At 72.3% G+C, this 25,275-nt stretch carries 19 protein-coding genes; 7 read left to right on the forward strand and 12 right to left on the reverse strand.

All coding sequences use genetic code 11. The annotated features are described in order from the left end of the window. Positions 1-36: 36 nt before the first annotated feature. Positions 37-1,713 (reverse strand): IclR family transcriptional regulator C-terminal domain-containing protein, encoded by a 1,677-nt coding sequence (locus ACFVGW_RS05895; protein WP_385850970.1) that lies wholly within the window; start codon positions 1,711-1,713, stop codon positions 37-39. A 153-nt stretch (positions 1,714-1,866) separates the two neighbouring features. On the opposite strand from ACFVGW_RS05895, the gene ACFVGW_RS05900 reads away from it, so the two are divergent. Further along, entirely contained in the window at positions 1,867-3,102 is a 1,236-nt protein-coding gene (locus ACFVGW_RS05900) for a 4-hydroxybenzoate 3-monooxygenase (protein WP_385850971.1), read from the forward strand. Here the strand turns inward: ACFVGW_RS05900 and opcA are convergent. Both opcA and ACFVGW_RS05910 read right to left on the reverse strand, forming a co-directional pair. Then, positions 3,024-3,983 carry a glucose-6-phosphate dehydrogenase assembly protein OpcA gene (gene opcA, locus ACFVGW_RS05905; RefSeq protein ID WP_383220470.1) on the reverse strand — a complete coding sequence of 320 codons (960 nt, stop codon included), beginning with the start codon at positions 3,981-3,983 and terminating at the stop codon, positions 3,024-3,026. The two genes, ACFVGW_RS05900 and opcA, sit on opposite strands and share 79 nt — an antisense overlap. 105 nt (positions 3,984-4,088) lie before the next feature. Further along, positions 4,089-4,982 (reverse strand): alpha/beta fold hydrolase, encoded by an 894-nt coding sequence (locus tag ACFVGW_RS05910; protein WP_385850972.1) that lies wholly within the window; start codon positions 4,980-4,982, stop codon positions 4,089-4,091. 64 nt (positions 4,983-5,046) lie between these two features. On the opposite strand from ACFVGW_RS05910, the gene ACFVGW_RS05915 reads away from it, so the two are divergent. Further along, entirely contained in the window at positions 5,047-5,646 is a 600-nt protein-coding gene (locus ACFVGW_RS05915) for a sigma-70 family RNA polymerase sigma factor (RefSeq protein WP_385850973.1), read from the forward strand. A 48-nt stretch (positions 5,647-5,694) separates the two neighbouring features. Beyond that, positions 5,695-6,612: an oxidoreductase gene (locus tag ACFVGW_RS05920; protein WP_385850974.1), complete on the forward strand. Its 918-nt coding sequence runs from the start codon at positions 5,695-5,697 to the stop codon at positions 6,610-6,612. 60 nt (positions 6,613-6,672) lie between these two features. On the opposite strand, the gene ACFVGW_RS05925 is transcribed toward ACFVGW_RS05920, so the two are convergent. The 4 genes from ACFVGW_RS05925 to ACFVGW_RS05940 all read right to left on the reverse strand — a co-directional run bounded on the left by ACFVGW_RS05925 (position 6,673) and on the right by ACFVGW_RS05940 (position 10,953). Beyond that, entirely contained in the window at positions 6,673-7,974 is a 1,302-nt protein-coding gene (locus ACFVGW_RS05925) for a sugar ABC transporter permease (RefSeq protein WP_385850975.1), read from the reverse strand. Continuing rightward, a complete protein-coding gene (locus ACFVGW_RS05930) occupies positions 7,971-8,750 on the reverse strand; it encodes an ATP-binding cassette domain-containing protein (RefSeq protein WP_383220465.1) in 780 nt (259 codons plus the stop codon). The genes ACFVGW_RS05925 and ACFVGW_RS05930 overlap by 4 nt, the downstream gene beginning before the upstream one ends. Positions 8,751-8,857: 107 nt before the next feature. Next, positions 8,858-9,940, reverse strand: coding sequence for a sugar ABC transporter substrate-binding protein (locus ACFVGW_RS05935; protein WP_383220464.1), 1,083 nt, complete (start codon positions 9,938-9,940; stop codon positions 8,858-8,860). An 83-nt stretch (positions 9,941-10,023) separates the two neighbouring features. Next, complete coding sequence (locus ACFVGW_RS05940) at positions 10,024-10,953, reverse strand: EamA family transporter (protein WP_385850976.1); 930 nt, start codon at positions 10,951-10,953, stop codon at positions 10,024-10,026. A gap of 80 nt (positions 10,954-11,033) precedes the next feature. Here ACFVGW_RS05940 and ACFVGW_RS05945 point away from each other — a divergent pair, with 80 nt between their 5' ends. The 3 genes from ACFVGW_RS05945 (at position 11,034) to ACFVGW_RS05955 (ending at position 14,963) form a co-directional block, all read left to right on the forward strand. Beyond that, entirely contained in the window at positions 11,034-11,972 is a 939-nt protein-coding gene (locus ACFVGW_RS05945) for a LysR family transcriptional regulator (RefSeq protein ID WP_385850977.1), read from the forward strand. A 106-nt stretch (positions 11,973-12,078) separates the two neighbouring features. Beyond that, entirely contained in the window at positions 12,079-12,435 is a 357-nt protein-coding gene (locus ACFVGW_RS05950; RefSeq protein ID WP_352189957.1) for a VOC family protein, read from the forward strand. A 131-nt stretch (positions 12,436-12,566) separates the two neighbouring features. Continuing rightward, positions 12,567-14,963, forward strand: a complete 2,397-nt coding sequence (locus tag ACFVGW_RS05955; RefSeq protein ID WP_385851019.1) for an ATP-binding cassette domain-containing protein — start codon at positions 12,567-12,569, stop codon at positions 14,961-14,963. Positions 14,964-15,054: 91 nt separating this feature from the next. Here ACFVGW_RS05955 and ACFVGW_RS05960 read toward each other — a convergent pair whose 3' ends face one another. From ACFVGW_RS05960 to ACFVGW_RS05975, 4 genes are all read right to left on the reverse strand, one after another. Then, a complete protein-coding gene (locus tag ACFVGW_RS05960; RefSeq protein ID WP_385850978.1) occupies positions 15,055-17,121 on the reverse strand; it encodes an iron ABC transporter permease in 2,067 nt (688 codons plus the stop codon). Positions 17,122-17,126: 5 nt separating this feature from the next. Continuing rightward, positions 17,127-18,107 carry an iron-siderophore ABC transporter substrate-binding protein gene (locus ACFVGW_RS05965; protein ID WP_385850979.1) on the reverse strand — a complete coding sequence of 327 codons (981 nt, stop codon included), beginning with the start codon at positions 18,105-18,107 and terminating at the stop codon, positions 17,127-17,129. Next, positions 18,104-18,964, reverse strand: coding sequence for an ABC transporter ATP-binding protein (locus ACFVGW_RS05970; RefSeq protein ID WP_385850980.1), 861 nt, complete (start codon positions 18,962-18,964; stop codon positions 18,104-18,106). Before ACFVGW_RS05970 ends, ACFVGW_RS05965 begins: the two co-directional genes overlap by 4 nt. A gap of 321 nt (positions 18,965-19,285) precedes the next feature. Continuing rightward, positions 19,286-22,240, reverse strand: coding sequence for a BTAD domain-containing putative transcriptional regulator (locus tag ACFVGW_RS05975; protein ID WP_385850981.1), 2,955 nt, complete (start codon positions 22,238-22,240; stop codon positions 19,286-19,288). A gap of 121 nt (positions 22,241-22,361) precedes the next feature. Between ACFVGW_RS05975 and ACFVGW_RS05980 the strand changes: the two genes are divergently transcribed. Then, complete coding sequence (locus tag ACFVGW_RS05980; RefSeq protein ID WP_385850982.1) at positions 22,362-22,910, forward strand: hypothetical protein; 549 nt, start codon at positions 22,362-22,364, stop codon at positions 22,908-22,910. Between the two features lie 94 nt (positions 22,911-23,004). Here the strand turns inward: ACFVGW_RS05980 and ACFVGW_RS05985 are convergent, their stop codons facing one another. After that, positions 23,005-25,173, reverse strand: coding sequence for a discoidin domain-containing protein (locus ACFVGW_RS05985; protein WP_385850983.1), 2,169 nt, complete (start codon positions 25,171-25,173; stop codon positions 23,005-23,007). Positions 25,174-25,275: the final 102 nt, after the last annotated feature.

Genomic DNA, 25,275 nt, shown 5'->3' on the forward strand with positions numbered 1-25,275 from the left:
GCGGCGGGACGCCCGTACCGCACGTGGCCCGGCCGGTCAGGCTTCGGGCACGTGGGTGAAGCGGCCCGCCGTGCGGAGGTCCTCCTCGATGCGGGCGGCCGTGGCGCGCAGTTCGGGGAGCACCTCGGCGACACACTCCTCCACCGTGCGGCGGCTGCTGTGCATGGCCACGTTCACGGCGGCCACCACCGCGCCCGCGCGGTCGCGCACCGGCACGGCGATCGAGCGCAGCCCCTGCTCCAGCTCCTCGTCGACGAGGGCGTACCCCTGCTCCCGCACCCGCTCCAGGACGGCGGCGAGCTCTGCGGCCGAGGTGAGGGTGTGCGGGGTGAGGGCCTGCGGCTCGGTCTCCGCCAGCCACGCGGCACGGGCGTCGGACGGCAGGTCGGCGAGCATCACCCGGCCCAGCGAGGTGGCGTGGGCGGGGAAGCGGGTGCCGACGGTGATGTGGACGCTCATGATCCGGCGCGTGGCGACCCGGGCGGTGTACCGGACGTCATGGCCTGCGAGCACCGCGAGGGACGCCGAGTCGTGGACGCGCCGCGAGAGTCCGGCCAGGTGCGGAGCCGCGATCTGCGGGAGCGGAAGTCGCGAGAGGTACGGGTAGCCGAGGGCGAGGACCCTCGGGGTGAGCCGGAACAGGCGCCCCTCGACGCCGACGTACCCGAGATGGTCCAGGGTGATCAGGGCACGCCGTGCGGTCGCCCGGGCGAGCCCGGTGGCCTCGGCGACGGCGCTCAGGGAGAGCGCGGCCCGGCCCTCGCCGAACGCGGTGAGGACCGTGAGTCCCCGGGCGAGCGACTCGATGAAGCCCCGGCCGAGCTCCTGCTTCGAGGCGTGGGTCCAGTCGGCGAGGCCGGGCGGAGGGTCCGCCGGGTCCCGCGGGCGGGAATGCGACCCCGTGGCCGCCTCGCTCCCCCGCCCCGCCAGCAGGGTCTCCCAGTCCGCGACCGCGCTCCGCAGGCGGGGCAGCATCGCCTCGCGCAACGACTCGGCCGTGTGGCGGCTGGTGTGGCTGACCACGCTCGCCACGCAGGCGACCGCGCCGTCCGCGTCCCGTACGGGCAGCGCGAGGGCGACGAGGCCCGGCTCGATGAGCTGGTCGTCCAGGGCCCAGCCGTGCTCACCGGCGCGCGCCGCGACCGCGGCGAACTCCTTCTCGTCCGGCCCGTCGCCGGGCGGGACGGCGGGAAAGCCCGCCGCCCGGGGGTCGGCCGCCCTGCGCGCCCGCCAGCTCGCCCACTCCGCCTCCGTCCAGTCGGCGGCCACCAGCGCTCCCGGGGCGGTCCGTTCGGCCGGGAGCAGGTCGCCGATGCGGAAGCTGAGGGACATCGCGCGCCGACGGGTTGCCTGGTGGACGAAGCGGACGCCGTCGCCGTCCGCGACCGCGAGGGACACCGACTCGTCCAGCGCGTCCGCGAGCGCGTCGGCGGGGCCTCCGAGCAGCCCGGGGAGCCCGAGGGCGGCCAGGTAGGCGTTGCCCAGATCCATCAGCCGGGGCGCGAGGAAGACGTCACGGCCGTCGAGGCGTACGTATCCCATGCGGGCGAGCGTGCCGGTCACCCGGTCGACGGTGGAGCGGGCGAGGCCGGTGATGCGCTCCAGCGCGCTGAGGCTGAGGACCCCGTCGGCGTCGGTGAGCCGGCGCAGCACCATGAGCCCGCGCATCAGCGGCGCGACGGCCTCGGGCGGCACTGTTCCGGTCGATGACATGGACCCTCCCTGACGATCTCGGGGACACCGTAGAGGACGGACGCCGACACGGCGTCCGGCGTCCACGCGGGGCGTTGACAGCCGGGCGCGGCGGGCGCAGACTCGGCCCACTCTTCGGTGAAGTTTATTTCACTATACGAACAAGGAGGCTCGATGCACACCACCGTCGGCATCATCGGCGGCGGCCCCTCCGGGCTGCTCCTCGCCCGTCTGCTGCGCAACGCCGGCATCGACAGCGTGGTCCTGGAGTCCCGCGACCGGGAGTACGTCGAGCAGCGGCAGCGCGCCGGGATCCTCGAGCAGGCCACCGTCGACGCCCTGCGCGCCGCGGGGGCGGGGGCGCGGCTGGACGCCGAGGGGATGGCCCACGACGGCATCGAGCTCCGATTCGACGGCCGCGCCCACCGGGTCGACTTCCCCGCGCTCACCGACGGCCGCCGGGTCTGGGTCTACGCACAGACCGAGGTGGTGAAGGACCTGATCGCCCTTCAACTCGCCGAAGGCGGGCCGCTGCTGTTCGGCGCCGAGGTGCGGTCCGTGGAGGACGTCGACACGGACCGTCCGGCGATCCACTACTCCCACGAGGGCCGCGAGCAGACCCTGACCTGCGACTACGTGGTCGGGTGCGACGGCTTCCACGGGGTCGCGCGCACGGCGGTGCCGGAGGGCGAGCGGACGACGTACGAGCGGACGTACCCGTACTCCTGGCTCGGCATCCTCGCCGAAGCCCCGCCCGTGTACGAGGAGTTGATCTACGCCCACTCCGAGCGGGGCTTCGCGCTCGCCAGCATGCGCTCCCCCGCCGTGAGCCGGCTCTACCTCCAGGTGCCGAACGGCACCGACCCGGCCGACTGGCCGGACGACCGGATCTGGGACGAGCTGGACGCCCGCTTCGCTCTCGGGGACGCGCCCGAGTGGCGGCTCCGGCGTGGCCCGGTCACCCAGAAGTCGGTGCTGCCGATGCGGAGTTCGGTGACGGAACCGATGCGGTACGGCCGGCTGTTCCTCGCCGGGGACGCGGCCCACATCGTCCCGCCGACCGGCGCGAAGGGGCTCAACCTCGCCGCCGCCGACGTGATCGTCCTGGCGCGGGCGTTCGCCCACCGGGCGGCGACGGGCTCGACGCGGCTGCTCGACCGCTACTCCGACGCGTGCCTGCGCCGGGTGTGGCGCGCCGAGCACTTCTCGTACGCCATGACGACCACCCTGCACCGCGATCCGGACCAGTCCGGTTTCGACACCCGGCTCCAGCTCTCCCAGCTGGACCGGATCGCGAGTTCGCCTCACGCCGCGGCGGAACTCGCCCAGAACTACGTGGGGTTGCCGATCGAGGAGGTCGAGGACGCCACGGGGGTCGAGGAGGTCGTGGTCCGCAGCGCCGAGGCGTAGATCTCGTCGGGGTCGAGCCTGCGCAGCTCCTCGGCGATCAGCTCGGCCGTCGTACGGACCTTGAGGGCGAGGACCCGGTTGGGCTGGCCGGGGATGGAGAGCCGGGCGACCGGGCCTTCGGGCCGGTCGATGCGGATCTCGCCGTCGGGGGTGCCGAGGCGCACGGCGGTGACGACCGGCCCGTCCGTGACGACCCGTTCGACCGGGACCCGCAGCCGGTCCTCGAACCAGCGGGCCAGCAGCTCGGCGCTCGGGTTGTCGGCCTCGCTCTCCACGGCTGCGGAGACGACCGTCGCGGCGGCCTGGTCGAGGGCGGCGGCCAGCATCGAGCGCCACGGGGTGAGCCGGGTCCAGGCGAGGTCGGTGTCACCGGGGGCGTAGGAGGCGGCGCGGACGGCCAGCGCGGCGAGGGGGTCCTCGACGGCGTACGCGTCGGTGATGCGGCGCTGCGCGAGTGAGCCGAGCGGGTCCTTGGCGGGGACGTCGGGGGCGTCGACCGGCCACCAGACGACGACGGGGGCATCGGGGAGCAGCAGCGGGAGGACCACGGAGTCGGCGCGGGCGCCGAGTTCGCCGTGCAGGCGGAGCAGGACGGTCTCTCCCGAGCCGGCGTCACCGCCGACGCGCACCTCCGCGTCCAGTCGGTCCTCGTACCGCCGCCGGGGTGAACGGCCGTGCCGCTTGATGACGACGAGCGTGCGCGAGGGATGCTCGCGCGAGGCTTCGTTGGCGGCCTTCAGCGAGTCGTAGGCGTTCTCCTCGTCGGTGACGATCACGAGGGTGAGCACCATGCCGACGGCGGGTGTGCCGACGGCCCTGCGGCCCTCGACGATCGCCTTGTTGATCTTGCTGGAAGTGGTGTCCGTGAGATCGATCTTCATGGCCCGCGCCCGTTCCCTCCGTCGCCCTGCGATCGCTGCGGCCTGTCCCCCCGAGCCTACGCGGGCGGAGGGGCTCCCGCCCCACCCGGCAGGCAGGCAGGGCGATCAGCGGGGTGAGGGCGACGACAAGAAGGCCCCCACCGTGGCGACGAACCCGTCGGGGTCGTCGATCCACGGGTAGTGACCTGCCCCCGGCTGCACGGCGAACGAGGCGCCGGGGAAGAGCGCGGCGAGTTCGGAGACCGGGCCGGGCGGGCTGTTCAGGTCGAACTCCCCGGCGAGCACGAGGACCGGGGCCTCGAAGGCGGCGAGCGCGGCGCGTGTGGACTCCGGGTCGAACGCGCCCTCGGCGGAGAAGCCCGCGACCGCCTCCGCGTTGGCCGGCCGCGCGTCCGCGTGGTGGCGGCGTGCCGCTTCGTCCCAACGGCCCCAGAAGAAGGGGGCGATGGCGTCCCAGTCGGCTCCCCTGCCCTCGTTGAGGGCCTCCAGGGCGGCGTACGCGCCGGGGAACCACGGCTCGCCCTTCCGGAGCAGCGCCGCCGTACGCCGTGTCTCACCGCGGACTTCGACGCCGACGGCCGCCGTTCCGGGGGTGATCAGGGCGAGGCGGCGCACCCGGTGCGGATACCGGGCGGCGTACGTGACGGCGGTGTTCGCGCCGCCGGAGTGGCCGAGCAGGTCGACGCGTTCCAGGCCGAGGTGGACGCGCAGCGCCTCGACGTCGTCGGCGACGCGGTCGCAGCGGTAGGAGGCGGGATCCTCGGGGACGGCGGAGTGCCCCGTCCCGCGCGGGTCGGGAAGGATCAGGCGGCGGTACGCGGAGAGGCCACCGAGGTCGCCGAGGTAGCGGGAGTCCGTGGGACCTCCGGGGACACAGATGACGGGACCGTCGACCGGTTCCGCACGGGCCTCCGCACGGATCTCCGTGCGGCCCTCCGTGCGGTCTTCCGTGCGATGGGCGAGGCGGGTGCCGTCCGGTGCGGCGAAGTAGGCGGGCATGGAGGGGACTCTGCCATCCACAACCGAGTAGTACAACCTGGTTATGACGAGGTATAACCGAGGCATGGAAAGTGAGGAGATCACCGAGGAACAGGCCGCGCGCATGCTCGCCGCCATGAACGAGGTCATCCGGGCGGGTGAGGAGATGCGGCGGCTGCGCGCCGAGATGATCAAGGTGTTCGTCGGCTACGGATGGACGCAGGAGCGCATCGCACGGCTCACGGAGATGAGCCAGCCCGCCGTGTCCAAGCAGGTCAGGGCCAGGTCGCCGGAGGCGCCGATGGCGCTCTCGCTCCGGCAGGACGACGCCCCGTGGCTCGAAGGGCGGCTGTGGGGTCTCGCCGAGGCGATTTCCGAGTCCTGCAGTGAGACCGCCCACTGCACGCCGTACGTCCACGCGTTCGCGCGCGGCCGGAAGCGCTTCACGCCCCGGACCGTCGACGAACTGCGCCGCCTGGTCGAGGAGGACCTCAGGACGCACCCGGACCGGTTCCCCGCCACCCGTCGAACCGCGTACCGGACGGCGTACGACGAGATCAGCCGCGGTCTCGACGTCCCCGCGAAGACCCCCGTGGCCCCGTCCGCCCCCTCCTCGGCCACCCCGTCCATGCGCCGCACCCTCGCCCACCAGCTGCAGCGCGACCGGCTCCGGACCGACGGCTGACCCTGCCCGGCCTGGCGCCCGGGGCCGCCGACGGGAGATCATCTCCGGATGACCACGGAAACGATCACCGCAGCCGCCTCGGGCACCTGGACACTCGGCGACCTCACGGTCAACCGGATCGGTTTCGGCTCGATGCGCCTGCCGCAGACCGGGGAGGCGCTCGTCGAGAACGCCGTCCCCCGCGACCGGGACCAGGCCGTCGCCGTACTGCGCCGGGCCGTCGAACTCGGCGTGAACCACATCGACACCGCCGCGTTCTACTTCTCCCCCCTGCGCTCCGCCAACGAGCTGATCAACCGCGCCCTGGCACCGTACGGGGACGACCTGGTCATCACCACCAAGGTCGGACCCTGCCGGGACGCGGCGGGGCGGTGGGCGACGCACGCCGCGACGGCGCAGGAGCTGCGCGGGCAGGTCGAGGAGAACCTGCGCCAGCTCGGCCGCGACCACCTCGACGTGGTGAACCTGCGGATCCTCGGCACCGACTCGATCGCCGAGCGCTTCGGGGCGCTGGCCGACCTGCGCCAGGCCGGGCTCATCCGCCACCTGGGCCTCTCCAACGTCCACCCGCACCACGTGGTCGAGGCCAAGGAGATCGCCCCGGTGGTCTGCGTGCAGAACCGGTACGGCATAGGGGTGCGGCCGGACCACGACACGTTCGTCCGCGAGTGCGGCGAACAGGGCATCGCGTACGTCCCCTTCTACTCCATCGCCGGAGCGGCGGGGCAGGCGGGCGCCGCCCAGGCCGCGGTGGACGCCGAGGTGCTGGCCGTCGCCCGGGCACACGGGGCGAGCCCGGCGCAGGTGCGCATCGCGTGGACGCTGCACCGGGGTCCGCACATGCTCGCCATTCCCGGCACGGGTGACCCGGGGCACCTGGAGGCCAACATCGCCGCGGGAGCACTGCGCCTCACGGAGGACGAACTGGCCACTCTGGACGCCCTGCACCGGCGCGGCGAGGCGTAGGCACCGAGGCGGTACGGCGGTGCTGCCACGCACCGCCGCACCACCTCGGTGACCGTACGTTCAGGCGCGCCCCGCGGCCTTCTGGCTGCGACGGGACAGCGAGTCGACGACCACGGCGGCCAGCAGGACCGCGCCGGTGATCATGAACTGGACGGCGTTGCTGACGCCCATGATGTTCATGCCCGACTGGATCGACCCGATCACCAGCGCGCCGAGCAGCGCGGACCAGACCGAACCGCGCCCGCCGAACAGGCTGGTGCCGCCGATGACCGCTGCGGCGATGACGTTCATCAGCAGGTTGCCGCCACCGGAGGTCTGGCTCGCGGACTGGATCTGCCCGGCGAGGAAGAGGCCGCCGACCGCCGCCATGGTGCCGGAGATCGAGAAGACGGTCATCCGGATGAACGGCACGCTGATGCCGGCCCGGCGCGCGCCCTCGATGTTGCCGCCGACGGCGAAGACCTGCCGGCCGTACGTACTGCGGCGCAGCACGAAGTCGATGACGACCAGGACGATCAGGAAGATCAGGAGCGCCAGCGGCAGCCCCTGGTACTGGTTGAGGATGTAGGCCGCGGCGAAGGCGATCGCGGCGATGACGACCGTGCGGATCACGATCTCGGCGATCGGCCGGAACGGCACCCTGGCCTTCTGACGGCGCCTGGCGTCGAGGAGGGAGGCCGCCAGGAACAGCCCCACGCCGACGGCGGCCGTCAGGTAGGAGGCCGCCGAGGAGTGGAAGATCTTCGAGTAGAGCTCGGAGACGATGCTCTCGCTCGGGATGTTGACCGTTCCACTGGTGCCGAGCACCTGGAGCATGAGTCCGTTCCAGGCCAGATTGCCGGCGAGCGTGACGACGAACGCGGGCACGCCGACCTTGGCGAAGAAGAAGCCCTGGATGAGTCCGACGGCGGCTCCGCCCGCGACGGCGACCAGGAGCGCCAGCCACTCGTTCATGCCGTTCAGGACGTTGAGTACGGCGAAGATCGCGGCGCACAGGCCGCTGACCGAGCCGACGGAGAGGTCGATCTCGCCGAGCAGCAGGACGAAGACGATCCCGATGGCGATCATGCCCGTGCCGACGATCTGCTGGCTCAGGTCGGACAGGTTCTGCGCCGAGAGGAACGCGCTGTCCAGGGAGCCGAAGACGGTCCAGATGATGATCACGGCGATGACCACCGGCAGGGAGCCCAGCTCACCGCTGCGCAGTTTGCGCTTGAACTCCCCGAGGTAGCCCTTGATGCCCTCTTCCCGGACGATCAGCCGCGCGTCCACGGCGGGCATGGCGTCATGGGCCGGTTCCTGGCCCGCCGCGTCACCGGATCCGGGTGTGGAGGGGTCGTGGCGGCCTCGGTCGCGCTTCATCGCTCCTCCTCCCGCTTCCGGGCCTGGCGGCGGGTCACGGCGCTGTCGCTGGCGCCGGTGATGGCGGAGATGATCTCCTCGGTGGTGGTGGAGCGTTTGTCGAAGAAGCCGTTGTTCCGGCCCAGGCGCAGCACGGCGATCCGGTCCGCGACCGCCATCACGTCCACCATGTTGTGGCTGATCAGGATGGTGCCGAGCCCCTGCTCTCGGAGCCGCTCGACGAGGTCGAGGACCTCGGCGGTCTGCTCCACGCCCAGCGCGGCGGTGGGCTCGTCCAGGATGACGACCTTCGGTGCGCCGATCAGGGAACGGGCGATCGCCACGGTCTGGCGCTGGCCGCCGGAGAGCGAGGCCACGGGGATCCGGACACTGGGGATACGGATGGAGAGCGTGTCCAGCAGTTCGCGCGAGCGCTGTTCCATGCGGACCTCGTCCAGCACACCCCACTTCTTCAGCTCACGGCCGAGGAAGAGGTTGCCGACGACGTCCAGGTTGTCGCAGAGCGCCAAGTCCTGGTAGACGGTGGCGATGCCGAGGGTCTGGGCGTCGTGGGGCCGGTGGATGGAGACCGGCCTGCCCTCCCAGGCGATGACTCCGCCGTCCGGCGGGTTCACCCCGGCGATCGCCTTGACGGCGGTCGACTTGCCGGCGCCGTTGTCGCCCACGAGGGCGACGACCTCTCCGGAGTGAACCTCCAGGTCGAACTCCGATAGGGCCTGGACGGCTCCGAACCGCTTGGAGATTCCCCGAAGACTGAGCACTGGTGTTCCGAGCACCGTCAACCGCCTCCTGCCGGGACCCCGTTGGACACACTCGTGATCCTGTCCGGCCGGTACGGCTCGCGCCGCGGGCGACCTCGCGGTCGCCGCGCGCCGCGGGCTCCCTACTCCAGACCGGCCTCCGCGCAGGCGGCCGCGTACGCGGGCGTGCAGATCTCGTCGACCGTGTACAGGCCGTCCTTGACGACCGTGTCGTCGATGTTGTTCTTGTCGACCACGATCGGTGTCAGCAGATTGGCCGGAACCTTCTCACCGCTGCCGCTGGTGACGGTCGTCGGCACCAGGGACGCGGGCAGCTCCTTGCCCTCGGCCAGGTTGACGGCCATGGTGGCGGCGATGTCGGCCTCCGGCTTGTACGGCTTCATGATCGTGATGGTCTGAGTGCCGAGCAGGATCCGCTGGATGGCGTCGAGTTGAGCGTCCTGCCCGGTCAACGGCACGTTGATGCCGGACGCCTTGAGCGCGGTGGCGATGCCGGCGGCAAGACCGTCGTTGGCCGAGTACACGCCGACGATGTTGTCCTTGCCCAGCGCACTGATCGCGCCCGACATCTGCTGGTTGGCGTTGTTGGGGTCCCAGTTCGGCGTGTCGTACTCCTTGCCGATGTCGACCTTGCCGTCGAGGACCGAGTGCGCACCGGCCTTGAACTCGGCGGCGTTGGGGTCCGTGGGAGACCCGTTGTGCATGACGATCTGGCCGCTGTCGGCCTTGTCGCCGAGCGCCTTCAGAAGTGCCTGACCCTGCAACTCGCCGACCTTGAAGTTGTCGTACGAGACGTAGGCGTCGACGGGCCCCTGCGCGAGCCGGTCGTACGCGACGACCTTCACGCCCGCGTCCTTGGCCTTCTGCACGGACGACTGGATCGACTTGGAATCCACGGCGTCCAGGATCAGCACCTGATCGCCCTTGGCGAGTGCGGTGTTGACCTGCTGCTGCTGAGTGGTGGCGCTCTCGGCCGCGTTGTAGTAGTCGATCTGGGCGTCGGGCGCCAGTTCCTTGATCTTCTCTTCGATGTACGGCCGGTCGAACTTCTCGTAGCGCGTGGTCTTGCTCTCGGGGAGCAGCAGGCCGATCTTGATGTCGTCCTGCTGCGCGGCGCCGGGCTGGGCGCTGCTGACGGAGACCGCTCCCAAGGAGAGGGCCGCGGCTCCGACAAGGGCTATCGCGCCACGCAATGTGCGGGTCATCGGGGGCTCCTTCCGTACGCCCCCTTCCCTTCACCAGGTGAACGCGGGAGTCGAAGGGGTGTACTTATGGCCTTAATACGACATTAGCCGCAACTGGAGGACCGGCAAGCGGGTGACCGTGCCGGGCGCCGCCTCGGGGGCAGCTGGCCTGCGACGATCGAGGCGAGCGCGAGCCCGAACCCCAGCAGCTGGACCGGGCCCTGTGTCTGGCCGAGCAGCGCGGCGCCGAGCACGGCCGCGACCAGCGGCGAGAGCAGGACGAGCACCGCGACGGAGGTGACGGGCAGGGTCGTCAGGCCGCGGAACCAGAGGACAAAGGCGAGCAGACCGCCGACGCCGCCGAGCCACAGGTAGCCGAGGGCGGCCGGCCCGTCGACGGCGGGGGGCGCGCCTTCGACGAGGAAGGTGAGGGGCAGCAGGAACAGACCTCCCGCCGTGAGTTGCCATCCGGCGAAGGCGGCGGGCCCAGCCTCGGCGGGGCGGCCCCAGCGCTTGGTGAGCGTCACGCCGAGGGCCATCGTGACCGCACTGCCGAGGCCCGCCAGGATCCCGACGAGGTCGAACGCCGCGGCGGGCCCGATCACCACCAGCCCCACACCGGCCACGCCGACCACGCCCCACGCGACTCGCCAGGCGCTGAGACGCTCGCGGAGTACGGCCACGGCGAGACCCGCGACGGCCAGCGGCTGGGCCGCGGCCAGGGTGGCGGCCACGCCGCCAGGCAGGCGTTCGGCCGCGACGGTCAGCAGCGGGAAGAGCAGCCCGATGTTGAGCACACCGAGCAGCGCGGCCTTCCCCCACCACGCCCCGCGCGGCAGCGTCCGGCCGATCGCCAGCGCGATCAGACCGGCGGGCAGCGCGCGCAGGAGACCGGCGAACAGCGGATGTCCGGGCGAGAGCAGTTCGGTGGTGACGACGTAGAAGGTGCCCCAGGATGCGGGGGCGAGCGCCGTCAGGAGCGTGCGGGAGAGATGCCCCCGCAGGTGCCCCCCGTGCGCGGCTGGAGTGGTCATGTCCGGAAGTCTCGGCCCCCGGCGATCGATGAGTCCAACACATGTTTGTCAGCGGATCGATCGTGATTCACGATGGATCCGTGGATCTCCAGCAGATGCGGTACGTCGTCGCCGTCGCCGAGACGAACAGCTTCACCCGGGCCGCGGAGCGGTGTCTGGTCGTCCAGTCCGCGCTCAGCCACCAGATCGCGCGCCTGGAACGGGAGCTGGGCGCGCGGCTCTTCGACCGCACGAGCCGCCGGGTCCGGCTGACCCTGGCGGGTGCGGCGTTCCTCCCCGCCGCACGCCAGTGTCTGGACGCCGCCGAGCGTGCGGCCGCCGAGGTCGCGGCGGCGGTCGGAGAGGTACGGGGACGGCTCGCCGTCGGACTGATCCCCACCGTCGGCGCGGTCGACGTCCCCGGCGCGCTGCGCGACCTCCGACGGCGGTACCCGCAGGTGCGCATCGGCCTGCGGGTGGGGGCGAGCGAGGACCTCGCCGAGCAGGTCCGGCAGGGCACTCTCGACGTGGCCTTCCTCGGCCTTCCGACGACGGCGCGGCCGCAGGGCGTCGCCGCCCGTGAGCTGGCGCGCGGCCGGCTCGTCGCCGTGGTGGCACCCGACCATCCCCTCGCCGGCGAGCCGGCGACCGACCTCCGGACGCTCGCGTCGGAGGTGTTCGTGGACCTGCCGGCGGGGACGGCCGGGCGCCTCCAGTCCGACCAGGCCTTCTCGGCCGCCGGACTCCACCGGGACGTCGCCTTCGAGGTCAGCACCGCGGACCTCCTCATGGCCCGGCTCGTCGCCCAGGGGCTCGCCGTCGCCCTGCTCCCGGCCGCCTTCGTGCCCCAGCTCCCGGGCGTCACGGCGGTCGAGGTGACCGACGCGCCGACGCGCGTGGAGTACGTGGTCTGGAGCCGCACCGGACGCACTCCCGCGGCGACCGCGTTCCTGGCGCTTCTCGGCGTCCCGGACCCGGACCCTGATCCCGTCGCGGGACCGGTCAGGAATCGAGAAGCGCCCGCTCCGGGCCGCACGTAGCGTGGCTGTCGTGGGCGGACGAGGGCCGCGGAGCGGCCCTCCGGACAACGGTTCCGACTCCCACGAGCCACCGGGTCCCAGGGGACCCCCGACCCCAGGAGTGACCATGAGCGCCTCTTCCACGCAGGGCGTCAAGACCGTGCTGCACCCCGTCTCCGACCTCGCGAAGGCCAAGGCGGTGTACGCCGCGCTGCTCGGCACCGACCCCCAGGTCGACGGGGAGTACTACGTCGGATTCGAGGCCGGGGGCCAGCACATCGGGCTGGTTCCGAGCGGTGGACCGCAGGGCATGACCTCGCCCGTGGCGTACTGGCACGTACCGGACATCGAGGCGAAGATCGCCGAGGTCACGGCCGCCGGTGCCACCGTCAAGGAGCCGGCGCACGACGTCGGCGGCGGCCGTCTGGTGGCCACCGTCACCGACACCGACGGCAACGTCCTCGGGCTCGTCCAGGACCGGTGAGCGCCGGCGCCCCGGCCGCGGGCGTTGCCGCCGGGGCGCCGACGACGTAGAACGACGACGTAGCACCACGACGTAGCACCAGAAGCGACGCCGAAGCACCCGAGACGTACCCGCTCAGAGAGGGAGACACGATCAGCATGGCCACGAGGAAGGGCGCGCGGCCGACGGCGCCGCACGGTGCCGACAGCCACGACGTGATCCGCGTGCACGGCGCGCGCGAGAACAACCTCAAGGACGTCAGCATCGAAATCCCCAAGCGCCGGCTGACGGTGTTCACCGGGGTCTCCGGCTCGGGCAAGAGCTCGCTGGTGTTCAACACCATCGCCGCGGAGTCGCAGCGGCTGATCAACGAGACGTACAGCACCTTCGTCCAGGGCTTCATGCCGACGCTCGCCCGCCCCGAGGTGGACGTGCTGGACGGTCTGACGACCGTGATCACGGTCGACCAGCAGCGGATGGGTGCCGATCCGCGCTCGACCGTCGGCACCGCCACGGACGCCAACGCGATGCTGCGCATCCTCTTCAGTCGGCTCGGCAAGCCGCACATCGGGCCGCCCAGCGCGTACTCCTTCAACACCGCCTCGGTCCGGGCGAGCGGGGGCATCACCGTCGATCGCGGCGCCGCGAAGACGAAGACCGTGAAGGCGACGTTCCAGCGCACCGGCGGCATGTGCACGCACTGCGAAGGCCGGGGCAAGGTCTCCGACATCGACCTCACGCAGCTCTACGACGACTCCAAGTCGCTCTCCGAGGGCGCGTTCACCATCCCCGGCTGGAAGTCGGACAGCCAGTGGACCGTGCAGCTCTACGCGCAGTCCGGCTTCGTCGACCCGGACAAGCCGATCCGCAGGTTCACCAAGAAGGAGATGCAGGCCTTCCTCTACGGAGAGCCGACCAAGATCAAGGTCAACGGCATCAACCTCACCTACGAGGGACTGATCCCCAAGATCCAGAAGTCGTTCCTGTCGAAGGACAAGGAGTCGATGCAGCCGCACATCCGGGCCTTCGTGGAGCGCGCGGTCACCTTCACCACCTGCCCCGAGTGCGACGGCACCCGGCTCAGCGAGGGCGCGCGGTCGTCGAAGATCAAGCGGATCTCGATCGCCGACGCCTGCGCGATGGAGATCCGGGACCTCGCCGAATGGGTCCGCGGACTCAAGGAGCCGTCGGTGGCACCGCTGCTCGCCTCGCTGCAGCGGACGCTCGACTCGTTCGTCGAGATCGGCCTCGGCTATCTGTCGCTCGACCGGCCCGCCGGCACGCTCTCGGGCGGTGAGGCCCAGCGCGTGAAGATGATCCGTCACCTCGGATCCTCGCTCACGGACGTCACCTACGTCTTCGACGAGCCCACCATCGGGCTCCACCCCCATGACATCCAGCGGATGAACGATCTGCTGCTGCGGCTGCGCGACAAGGGCAACACCGTCCTCGTCGTCGAGCACAAGCCCGAGGCGATCGCGATCGCCGACCATGTGGTGGACCTCGGTCCCGGCGCCGGCACGGCGGGCGGCACCGTCTGCTTCGAGGGCACGGTCGACGAGCTGCGGGACGGCGACACGATCACCGGCCGTCATCTCGACGACCGGGCCTCGCTCAAGGAGTCGGTGCGCACGCCCACCGGCACACTGGAGATCCGCGGCGCGACGGCGAACAACCTGCGGGACGTCGACGTCGACATCCCGCTCGGCGCGCTGGTCGTCGTCACGGGTGTCGCCGGCTCGGGCAAGAGCTCCCTCGTGCACGGGTCGATCCCGGCCGGTGAGCCCGTCGTGTCCGTCGACCAGACGCCGATCCGGGGCTCGCGGCGGAGCAACCCGGCGACGTACTCGGGCCTGCTCGACCCGATCCGCAAGGCGTTCGCGAAGGCCAACGGCGTCAAGCCGGCGCTGTTCAGCGCCAACTCCGAGGGTGCCTGCCCCACCTGCAACGGCGCCGGGGTCATCTACACCGACCTCGCGATGATGGCAGGCGTCGCCACCCCCTGCGAGGACTGCGAGGGGAAGCGGTTCCAGGCGGAGGTGCTCGAATACCACCTCGGCGGCCGGGACATCAGCGAGGTGCTCGCGATGTCGGTGTCGGAGGCCGAGGAGTTCTTCGGCTCCGGCGACGCGGCCACGCCGGCCGCACACAAGATCCTGGAGCGGCTCACCGACGTCGGGCTCGGCTACCTCACGCTCGGCCAGCCGCTGACCACCCTCTCCGGCGGCGAGCGGCAGCGGCTCAAGCTGGCCACCCACATGGGCGACAAGGGCGGCGTCTACGTCCTCGACGAGCCCACCACCGGCCTCCACCTCGCCGACGTGGAGCAGCTGCTCGGCCTGCTCGACCGGCTCGTCGACTCGGGCAAGTCGGTCATCGTCATCGAGCACCACCAGGCCGTCATGGCGCACGCCGACTGGATCATCGACCTCGGCCCCGGCGCCGGCCACGACGGAGGCAAGATCGTCTTCGAGGGCACGCCCGCGAAGCTCGTCGCCGACCGCTCCACCCTCACCGGCGAGCACCTCGCGGCGTACGTCGGGGCCTGAGCGGGACTCCACGGACACGAGCCCCGTCGCCGCCGGGAGGGCGGTGACGGGGCTCGTGTCGCGTCGGCGCGTCCGCGTTCGCGTCCGCGCGTCAGCGGCGGCTGCGGACGAGGAGGTAGAGGAAGTACGGCGTCCCGATGACGGCGGTCACCATGCCCGCGCCGAGCTGGGCCGGGGCGATCACCGTACGGCCCAACAGGTCCGCCGTGCAGACGAGTACGGCGCCCAGGAGGACGGCGACCGGGACCACGCGCACGTGCTGCCTGCCCACGAGGGCGCGGGCCGCGTGCGGGGCGACGAGGCCCACGAAGCCGATCGTTCCCGCGGCGGCGACGGCGGTGGCGCTGAGCAGGACGCTCAGGACGAGGAAGCCGAGGCGTCCGCGCTCCACACCGAGGCCCAGGAGCCGCGGGGTGTCCTCGTCGAGCGACAGGAGGTCGAGTTCGGTGCGCCGCAGGACGGCGACGACGACACCCACGGTCAGCACGGCCGCCAGCGGCACCACGTCCGGCAGGGTCCGCCCGTAGGTGGAACCGGACAGCCATGTGAGGGCCTTGGTCGCGTTGAACGGGTCGGTGAGGACGATGAGCAGGGCGATCAGCGCGGCCGAACCGGTGGCGACGCCGAAGCCGACCAGGACGAGCCTGTTCTGCTGGAAGCCGCCGCGCGCGGCGAGCCCGAAGACCACCACCGAACTGATCGCGGCGCCCACGAAGGCGGCACCCACCACGCTCCACGAACTCGCGAGCGGAACGGTCGTGACGAGGAGTACGGCGCCGAGCGCGGCGCCGCCGGAGACGCCCAGGGTCGCGGGCTCGGCGAGCGGGTTGCGGGTGACGGCCTGGACGACCGTTCCGGCCAGGGCGAGTGCCGCGCCGGCGAGGAGCGCCGCGAGGACCCGGGGCACCCGGCTGTCCAGGATGAAGGAGATGGTCTGACCCGCCCTGCCCTGCGCCCAGTTCGTCACGTCGCCGAGGAGCAGCTTGCTGTCGCCCAGCAGGACGGCGGCAATCGTCACGCCCACCAGCACCGCCACCAGTACGGCGGTGGTGGTCAGGAAGACGGCCCGGCTCCGGATGCGCAGGCGGTCGGCCGCGGCGGCTCCGGCGGTGTCCCGGGCCCGGGTCGCCATCACGATCAGGAAGACGGCGCCGACCAGGCTGGTGACGACGCCCGTGGGCACGGCGACCGCCGTGTCCGCCGGCACGACGGCGCGCAGCAGCACGTCCGAGCCCATGACGAGGGCGGCGCCGACGAGACCGGCCACCGGAAGTGCGGCCCGCGCGCGGGAGAAGCCGCGGTAGCGGCGGACGAGCGGACGGACGAGGGCGGGGGCGCACAGACCGACGAAGCCGATGGGGCCGGCGAGCGTGACGGCCGCCGCGGAGAGCAGCGCCGCGAGGACGACCGCCGTGACGCGGGTGGAGCGCACGGGCACGCCGAGGCCACGGGCCGCGTCGTCGCCGAGCGCCAGCGCATCGACCCTGCGGGCGATGAGCAGCAGCCCTGCGACGCCCAGGAGTCCGATCGGCGCCATCTGGAGCACCCCGTCGAACCCGTTCTGGGAGATGCTGCCCTGGTTCCAGTCGAAGAGGCCCTCGGTCTGCTGGGGGAACAGCAGGAGCAGCCCGTCGGTGATGGCGGTCAGGCCGAGCATGAGGGCGCTGCCCGCGAGCACCAGCCGCACGGTGCCCGCGCCCAGACCGGAGAGTCCGAGGACGACGGCCGCCGCGGCGAGTCCGCCGACGAAGGCGACGCCGGACGAGGCGAGCAGCGGCAGCGAGACTCCGCTGACGGCGGCCACTCCGAGGGCCAGGTAGGAGCCCGCGTTCACGGCGAGGGTGTCGGGCGAGGCGAGCACGTTGCGGCTGACGGCCTGGAGGGCGGCGCCCGCCATGCCGAGGACGGCGCCGACGAGCAGTCCGGCGGCCATCCTCGGCAGGCGCGAGGCGATGACGACGGACGCGTCGGACGGGTCGGCACGGCCGGTGAGGGCCTTCCAGACCTCGGGCGCGCCGACGGAGGCCGTGCCCTGGGTGATGTCGACGAGCGCGAAGCCCGCGACGAGGAGGACCAGTGCGGCCGTCACCGCGGCCGCGCCCGTACGGGACACGGCCGCCGACGGAAGGGTGGCGGAGGAAGGTGCGGTGACGGCCATGGGGGTTACTTCGTCAGCGCCTTGACGACGGAGTCGACGTACTGGTTCATCGACTCGGTCCCGCCGAACATCCAGATGCCGTCGGGCAGCCGGTGGGTGTCGCCCTTCTTCACGAACGACAGCGAGGTCCACACCTTGTCCTTCTTCAGGACCCCGTCGAACGGGGTGCTGCTCGGGTCGCCGTTGTTGCTGATGTACGCGAAGTGCGTGCCCTCGCCGAGCTTGGTGAGGCCTTCGACGTCGGTGGTGCCGAGGCCGTAGGCCGGGTCGCCCTCCACCGTCCAGGCGTTCTTCAGGCCGAGCTTCTCGTTGACGGCGCCGATGAGCGAGCCGCTGGTGAAGGGGCGGATCGAGACCTGGTTGGAGACGACGTAGCCGTCGGCGAAGGCGTACGGCTTGCCGGCCAGTCCGGCGTCGGCCAGGGCCTTCTTGCCCTCGGCGAGCTTCGCCTCGAACTCCGTCTTCAGCTTGCCGGCCTTCTCGGTGGTGCCGGTGGCCTGGGCGATGAGGTCGAGGTTCTTCGTCATCTGGCCGATCGGGTCGGCGGCGTCGGCGGCCTTGACCTCCAGGACCGGAGCGATCTTCCGGAGCTGCTTCACGGCGGCCGGCGGCAGGTCGTTGGTGGCGACGATGAGGTCGGGCTTCAGGCCGGCGACGGTCTCCACGCTCGGCTCGCCGCGCGTGCCGATGTCCTTGGGGTCGTTCTTCAGCGGGACGGCGGTGTCCCACGTCTTGTAGCCCTTGACGTCGGCGACGCCGACGGCGTCGACGCCCAGGGAGATCAGGGTCTCGACGACGTTCCACTCGGTGCCGACGACCTTCTTGGCGGGTCCGTCGAGGGTCACCTTCACACCGGTGGAGTCGGTGAGGGTGATGGGCTCCGCGGACTTCTTCGCGTCGTCCTTGGCGGGCTCGGTGGTCCCGCAGGCGGTCAGGGTGAGCGCCGCCGTGGTGGCGACCGCGGCGGTGAGGAGGAGGCGTCTCATGAGGTGGTGCTGAGCCTTTCGCTTCGCGTGTGATGGCGGCCGATGGCGCGGGTGCGCAGCCGGCCTGTCGTGGGGTCGGTGTCGACCTCGATACGGATGCCGTACGTGTCCGTCAGCCGCGGTGCGGTCAGGACGTCTTCGGGGCGGCCCTCGGCGATGATCCGTCCCGCCCGGAGCAGAACGATCCGGTCGGCGACGGCCGCGGCCTGGTCGAGGTCGTGCAGGACGACGCCGACGGCGATGCCGTGGTCGTCGGCCAGGTCGCGGATCAGGTCGAGGAGTTCGATCTGGTACCGCAGGTCGAGATAGGTCGTCGGCTCGTCGAGGAGCAGGACGCCGGTCTCCTGGGCGAGGCAGCCGGCGAGCCAGACCCGCTGGAGCTGGCCTCCGGAGAGGAACTCGGCGCCGCGGTCGGCGAACTCCTCGACGCCCGTCATGACGAGCGCGCGGTCCACCGCCACGCTGCCGCCCGGGTCCGCCTTGCCCCAGCGGCCACGGTAGGGGTACCGGCCGAACTCGACGACGTCCCGTACCGTCAGACCGCTCGGTGTGGGGCGACCCTGCGTCAGCAGGGCCACGTGCCGCGAGAACTCGCGGGGCGTCAGGGCGAGGCCGTCCGTGTCGGCATCGATGGTCAGCGTGGCGCTCCGGGGCCGCTGCAGACGGGCGATCGTCCGCAGGAGCGTCGACTTGCCGCTTCCGTTCGGCCCGACGAGCACGGTCACTTCGCCGGGTCGCAGCGTCACGGACGCGTCGTGCACGACGTCGACACCGTCGTAGGCGACGGTGACCTCTCGGGCCGACAGGGCATGACCGCGCACGGCCGTGGCCTGCGGGCTTTCTTCACCAACTCTCACGCCATGCAGGTTAGCCTAACCTAATTAAGCCTGAACACCGGGTGCCCACGGCTTGGACGGACAAGCCGGGCAAGGCCGGTCATCTTCGGTCGGAAAACCGGTCAGTTCCGGCTATTTCCGATCCCAAGGGGAGAACGGGCAGGGCAGGGCCGTCTGTGAGGCGAGGGCGCGTACCGCGTCCGCTTCGGAACAGATGGAGATCGACTCAGATGACGGCGCCCTTCGAGGGACCGGGATCGTCGCGGCGTTGACGAGCGTGGTGATCCCCGGGCTCACCGCTGCGGTGCACCTGTCGGGGCCGCGGGGCCGGCGGGCGACTGCTCAGCAGGTGTTCAGACCGTCGAGCGCCGCGCCGAACGCGGGGACGTGGGTGTCGGCCCCGGGGAGAGCGAGGGCGTCCCGGAACTGCTGCCGGGCCTCGGCACGCCGGCCGGCCGCCGCGTAGCTCTGGCCCAGCCGGATACGGACATCCATCTCCAGCCAGGTGCTGGTGCGCTCGGTGAGCGTGGACAGGGCCTCCCGGTGGAGGTCCACGGCCCGGTTCAGGTGGCCCCTGCCGTGTTCCACGGTTCCGAGGCGGGTGAGGGTGACCGTGCGCAGTTCCTCCTCGCCCGCGTCACGGGCCAGTTCGGCGGCCCGCCCCACCAGGCTCGCCGCTTCCGCGTGGCGGCCGAGGGCCAGCTGGGCGTCGGCGGCGAAGCAGAGGAACCGGGCGATCAGTCCGGGGCGGCCGTTCTTCTCCGCGAAGGCGAGCGCGGCGTCGTAGTGCTCGAAGGCCTGCTCGTGCCGCCCCTGCCGGCCGTGGATCCCGCCCAGGTTGCAGACCACCATCCCGGCCAGCCAGTTGTCGTCGAGCCCGGTCGCCAGCTCCGCCGCCTGGTTCAGGTGGGCGACGGCCTCCTCGGTGTGCCCGAGGGGCCACTCCACGATGCCGAGACCGGCGATCGCCCGCGCACGGTCCAGCGGATCGCCGTCGCTCCCGGCGCGGTGCAGCGCGTCGGCGAACCAGGCGCGCGCCTGCCGCAGCCTCCCTCCGTGGATGTCGGTGACGCCGAGGCAGTTGCGCAGGGAGGCGGGCATCCGCCGGTCGGTGCTCATCTCCGCGTACGGCAGGACGAGTTCGAGCGCCGCACGGGACTCGTGGGAGCGGCCCTGGCGGACCAGGTGGTCGACCAGGCTCTCGGCGATCCAGCAGGCGTGGTCGTACTCACCGGCGGCCACCGCGTACGCCACGACGTCGACCAGCTCGGCGCCGGCGGCCTCCAGCCAGGCGGCCGCGGCCCGCCAGTCGCCGAAGGGTGTGCCCAGGCCGGCGGGGCCGGTCGGGAAACCGCCGGGGCCCCATTCTCCGGCGCCGCGTCCCGCGGCGACGTAGAGCCGCAGGACCGCCGCGCGGTCGGCGGCGGCCTCCTCGGGTGCCGCCTCGGCGAGCCGCCGGGCGTGGGCCCTGACGAGGTCGTGCGGCCGGTAGCGGTCGGGGCGCGGCTGCTGGAGCAGGCTCGCGTCGACGAGCCGCTCCATGAGGTCCTCGGCCGCCTCGCGGGAGCAGCCCAGCATCACGGCCGGGGTCAGCCCGTCGAAGGCGTAGGTCGGAGCCGTCCCCACCGTGCGGAAGGCGCGCCGCAGTTCGGGCGGGAGCTGGTCGTACGAGAGCCGGAACGCCGCCTCCACGCTGCGGTCCCCCGCCCTCAGCTCGTCGAGGCCGTGCTCGTCGTCCGGCATCCGGCCCGCGAGGTGGGCCATCGTCCAGGCGGGGCGGTGCTGCAGCCGGGCGCCGGTGATCCGCAGGGCCAGCGGCAGTCCGCCGCAGCGGCGGGCGAGTTCGCGTGCTGCCTGCGGTTCGCTGTCCGCGCGTTCCTCGCCCAGGAGCTGCCGGAGCAGTTCGACCGCCGCTGCCGTGCCGAGCGGCTCGACGGTGAGGTGCAGGTCGGCGTCGAGGTCGGGCAGCCGCCCTCGCCCGGCCACCAGGACGCGGCTGCCGGGCCCGGCGGGCAGCAGGGGCCGCACCTGCTCGGCGCTGCGGGCGTCGTCGACGACCAGGAGCAGCCGCAGCGCGCTCGTCGCCGCACGCCAGGCCCCGACCAGGTCGTCCAGGTCGTCGGGAAGGGAGTCGGCGTCGCTCCCGACGGCGCGCAGCAGCCGGCGCAGCGCACGGCGCGGACCGACGCTCTCCTGGGCCCCGTCGTGCGTGCGCAGATCCACGAAGAGGCAGCCGTCCGGGTACTGGCCGTGGAGCGTCCAGCCCGCGCGGACGACCAGCGCGGTCTTGCCGACCCCCGCCGTTCCGTCCAGGGCCGCCACGGACACGGCTCCGTCCGGCACCGGGGCGGTGAGCAGGGCGAGTTCGGACTCGCGGCCGACGAGGCACGCGGTGTCGCCCGGCAGGTCGACACGGGGCCGGCGCGGGCGCGCGGCGGCGGCCACGGCCGAGGGCGGGCCCGCGGCGCCGACGTCGGCGCCGGCACTGGCACCGGCGCCGAGCAGCAGTGCGTCGTCCCGGCGCAGGACGCCTTGGTGGATCCTCCGGAGCTCCTCGCCGGGCTCCAGTCCCAGTTCTTCGAGGAGCCGGTGGCGCATCTCCCGGTAGAAGGCGAGGGCTTCCGCCTGCCGGCCGCTGCCGTACAGCGCCCGCATGCGCAGCGCGGCGAGGGCCTCGTCGTACGGCTGGGAGACGGCCGAGGCCGCGAGGCCGTCCAGCGCGTCGGCGAAACGGCCGAGGAGGACCAGGCACTCCGCGCGCTCCTGCTGCAGCGCGCGCCGGTGCTGGGCGAGGCGTTGACGCTCCGCCTCGGCGAAGGGCCCCGGCAGCCCGGCCAGCGGTTCGCCGCGGAACAGCTCCAGGGCCCGGGAGTACAGCTCCAGAGCGGTGTCGAGGCTGCCCGCGGCCTTCGCGCGCCGGCCCTCGGCCGTGCGCTCGGTCAGCTCGGCCACGTCGGTCCCCGCCGCACCGGCGGCGAAGCGGTAGCCCCCGCGCTCTCCCCGGATAACGGACCGCGCGGTCGCGGTGCCGGATGCATCCAGCACCTTCCGCAGGGGGTAGACATAACTCGGCAGGACCCGGTGGCCCGTCCCCGGCGGCTCGGTTCCCCACACGTCGTCGAGCAGCTGCTGACGCGTGATCAGGGTCCCGTCCCGTAAGGCCAGCGCGGCGAGGACCGCCTGTCGCCGCACGGGACCGATGTCGAGCGGCGCCTCGCCCCGGCGGACACCGACCGGTCCCAGCAGGTCGATCCGCAGCCGTGCCGCCGGATCCACGTCCGTCCCCGATTCCCCCATGCCCCCGTGGCCTCCCCCGTCGTCGCCCGCTCGCGTGACCGTCCGGCTCGCATCAGCAGGATTTCATCGCCGTTCCAGCGTCTCGCGAGAGGGTCTGCCACGTCATCAAGAGAGGACCACCATGTCGAACGTCGATCGCTCGCCCGGCACTCCGCCCACCCGCCGTGGTACGCGGTGGGAGCGCTTCCGGGTCACCCACCCGTTCTCCCCCGCGGACCTGGCGGGCCTGTGGGGAGCGATCATCGGGGTCGTTGCGCTCGCCCTGCTGCTCGGCTGGGCACTGGAGATGGCGGGCGGCGTGGTGATCGTCGCGGCCCTGCCGTTCGTCATCTCCTGGTTCGAACAGCGGCGCACCGCCTTCCAGTTCGACGCGGCGGGTGTGCGCGTCGGCAACGTGCTGCTTCCCTGGACGGACGTCACGCAGCTCGCCGTGGCCACGCCGCCGGACGACCCGCACGCCCTGATCGGTGTGCGGCTCCGCCCCGGCGCCGCCCTGCCGCCCGGCGCCGTGGTTCCCCCACGGAACCCGGCGATGCCCGCGCCCATCCATGTCGCCGTGCAGCGGCCCAAGTTCAGTCTGTCCAAGCTGGTCCGCAAGGCGCGCAGCCACGCCCCTTCGCACGTCCAGATCGTGATCGTCGAGCCGTCGGGCGAACGCGCCGCGGTCTAGGGGCTCCCCGGACCGGCCCCCCGAACGGGGGATGGGGGGCCGAAGGGCCGGTGTCCGCCGTGACGGCGGACACCGGCCAGGGGGTGGAGACGGGTCAGGGGAAGGAGACGACGGTCGAGGGGATGGTGTCGCTGCCGGCCGTGGGCGCTCCGATGTCGTTGATGACGTGGTCGAAGTGGCCGTTGCCGCCGAGCGAGACCGTGAGCAGGCTGTGGAACTTCACGCCCGGCTTCACGGGTGCCTTGAAGCCGTGTGCCTGCCGGATCGTCGGGTCGACGTTGTAGTAGCAGTAGCTGCCGAGGCCCCAGCCCTCATGGGTGTTCACCGAGTCGTCGACGCGGTAGGCGGCGTAGCCCTTGGTGGCGCCGTTCTGGATGGCCGCCTGGTTGGGGGCGTCGTACGCCTTCTCGTTCTGGAAGAAGATCGTGCGGCCCCTCTCTCCGTACCACTCCACGTCGTACTTGTTGAAGTGCTCGACGAAGAGTCCGGTCGCGAGCACGTCGTCCCCGTTGACGCGGACGCCGTAGTCGGCCCGGTTGGTCTCCCAGCCGACGCCCTCGCCGTGGTCGGCGCGCCAGACCCAGGTGTGGTCGATGATCGTGTCGTCGCTGTTGACGACCATGCTGGTGGTCGCCCTGCCCGCGCCCGCGCCGCCGATGCGGAGGTAGACGTCCTGCACGGTGGTCGGGTTGCCGGCGTGGTCGGCCGAGGCTCCGTCGGGGCCGACCTCCAGCAGCGTCGTCGAGTTGACGGGGCCGGCGTCGACGAGGAAGCCGGCCAGGCGGACGCCGTCGACGTCACCGACGCGCAGCGCGGTCACGCCGTTGTCCGGGATGATCGTCGCCAGCCCGAGGCCCAGGACGACGGTGTTCGCCCGGTTGATCTCGATGGTGCGGTCGACGTGGTAGACGCCGGGGGTGAAGAGCAGGTGCAGGCCCTGGGCGACGGCCGCGTTGATCGTGGCGGCGGTGGCGCCCGGCTTGACGACGTAGAACCTGCTCAGCGGGATGGACTCGCCCTGCGGGGTGCCGTTCGCCCACGTGGTGCCGCGGGCGTTGACCCGCTTGGCGGGCGCGAAGACCTTGAACTCACCGCCCTCCCAGAAGAGGAAGGGCTTCTCGCGGGAGACCGGCGTGGTGTCGAGAGTGGTGTAGCGGGGCTCGGGGAAGCCGGTGGCCGGGGCGCCCTCGACACCGGAGAAGACCTGGTTCCAGACGGAGTTCGACCAGCCGCCGATGGAGCTGTCGCGTGTGTACCACTGCTGCTGGGAGTAGTTGCCGATCTGTCCGTCGACCTTGCTGTCGGCGATGTAGCCGCCGCTGGCCCAGCCGTAGCCGTTGGGAGCGAGGTTGAGGCCGCCCCTGACGTGCATCCGGCGGAAGGAGGCCGCCTGCGAGACCGCCCACCGGTTGGTGCCGTTGACCGGGTTGAGGGCGAGGTTCTCGGCGGAGCGCCAGAAGTTCTGGGTGGCGTTGCCGTTGAACCAGCCCGCGTCGACGGTCACGTCGCCGTTGATCGTCGTGTCGTCGGGACGCAGGCCGAGGCCGGCGATCTGGGTGTAGAAGCCGACTTGCGCGTTGAGCCCGTTGTATGTGCCGGGCTTGAAGAGGAAGGCGTGCCGGCCGGGGCCGAACTGCGCCGACTCCTGCTGCCGGAAGACCTCGTCGAGCTTGGCCTGGATGCCGGGCGTGGACGGGTCGAAGACGTGCACGTTCGGCCCGAGGTCGCCGCCGCCGGGGAGCGTCGGGCCGCCGTCGGTGCCGTACACCTGGAACTCCCAGAGCGAGTAGCCGTATCCGGTGGCGCGGGTGACGCCCTGGAGGCGTACGTAGCGTGCCGTGCCGGAGACGGGGACGGTCTCCGTGCCGCCGGCCCCGGCCGTCGTGGCGTACGTGGACGTCCAGTCGGTGCCGTTGGTGGACAGCTCGATGCGGTAGGCCTTGGCGTAGGCCGCCTCCCAGCGCAGTTCCACCCGGTCGAGCGCGGTGGGTGCGCCGAGGTCGACCTGGAGCCACTGGTTGTCGGAGAAGGCGCTGGACCAGCGGGTGCCGAGGTCGCCGTCGACGGCCGCGGCGGCGGCGGTGCCGGTCTGCTCCACGCTGGAGGCGGTGACGGGCTTGCCCTGCGAGACGGGTGCGGCGGCCGCCTGTGCCCCGCCTGCCGGGGTCAGGGCGAGCAGTGCGGCGGCGAGGGCCGTGGCCACGGCCGCGGCGACACCGCGCCGGGGCCGTCCGTGGGGCGGGTGTTGCCCAAGAGGAGACATGCGGGCTCCTTGGCGGGAACGGGGATGGGGGAGAGCGCTCTCGCACACCCTGCCCGGCACGGTTTCTGACGGTCAATAACTTTGACCGGACTTTTCTTTCGA

This window comes from Streptomyces sp. NPDC127129, assembly GCF_042671585.1.
Taxonomy (GTDB): Bacteria; Actinomycetota; Actinomycetes; order Streptomycetales; family Streptomycetaceae; genus Streptomyces.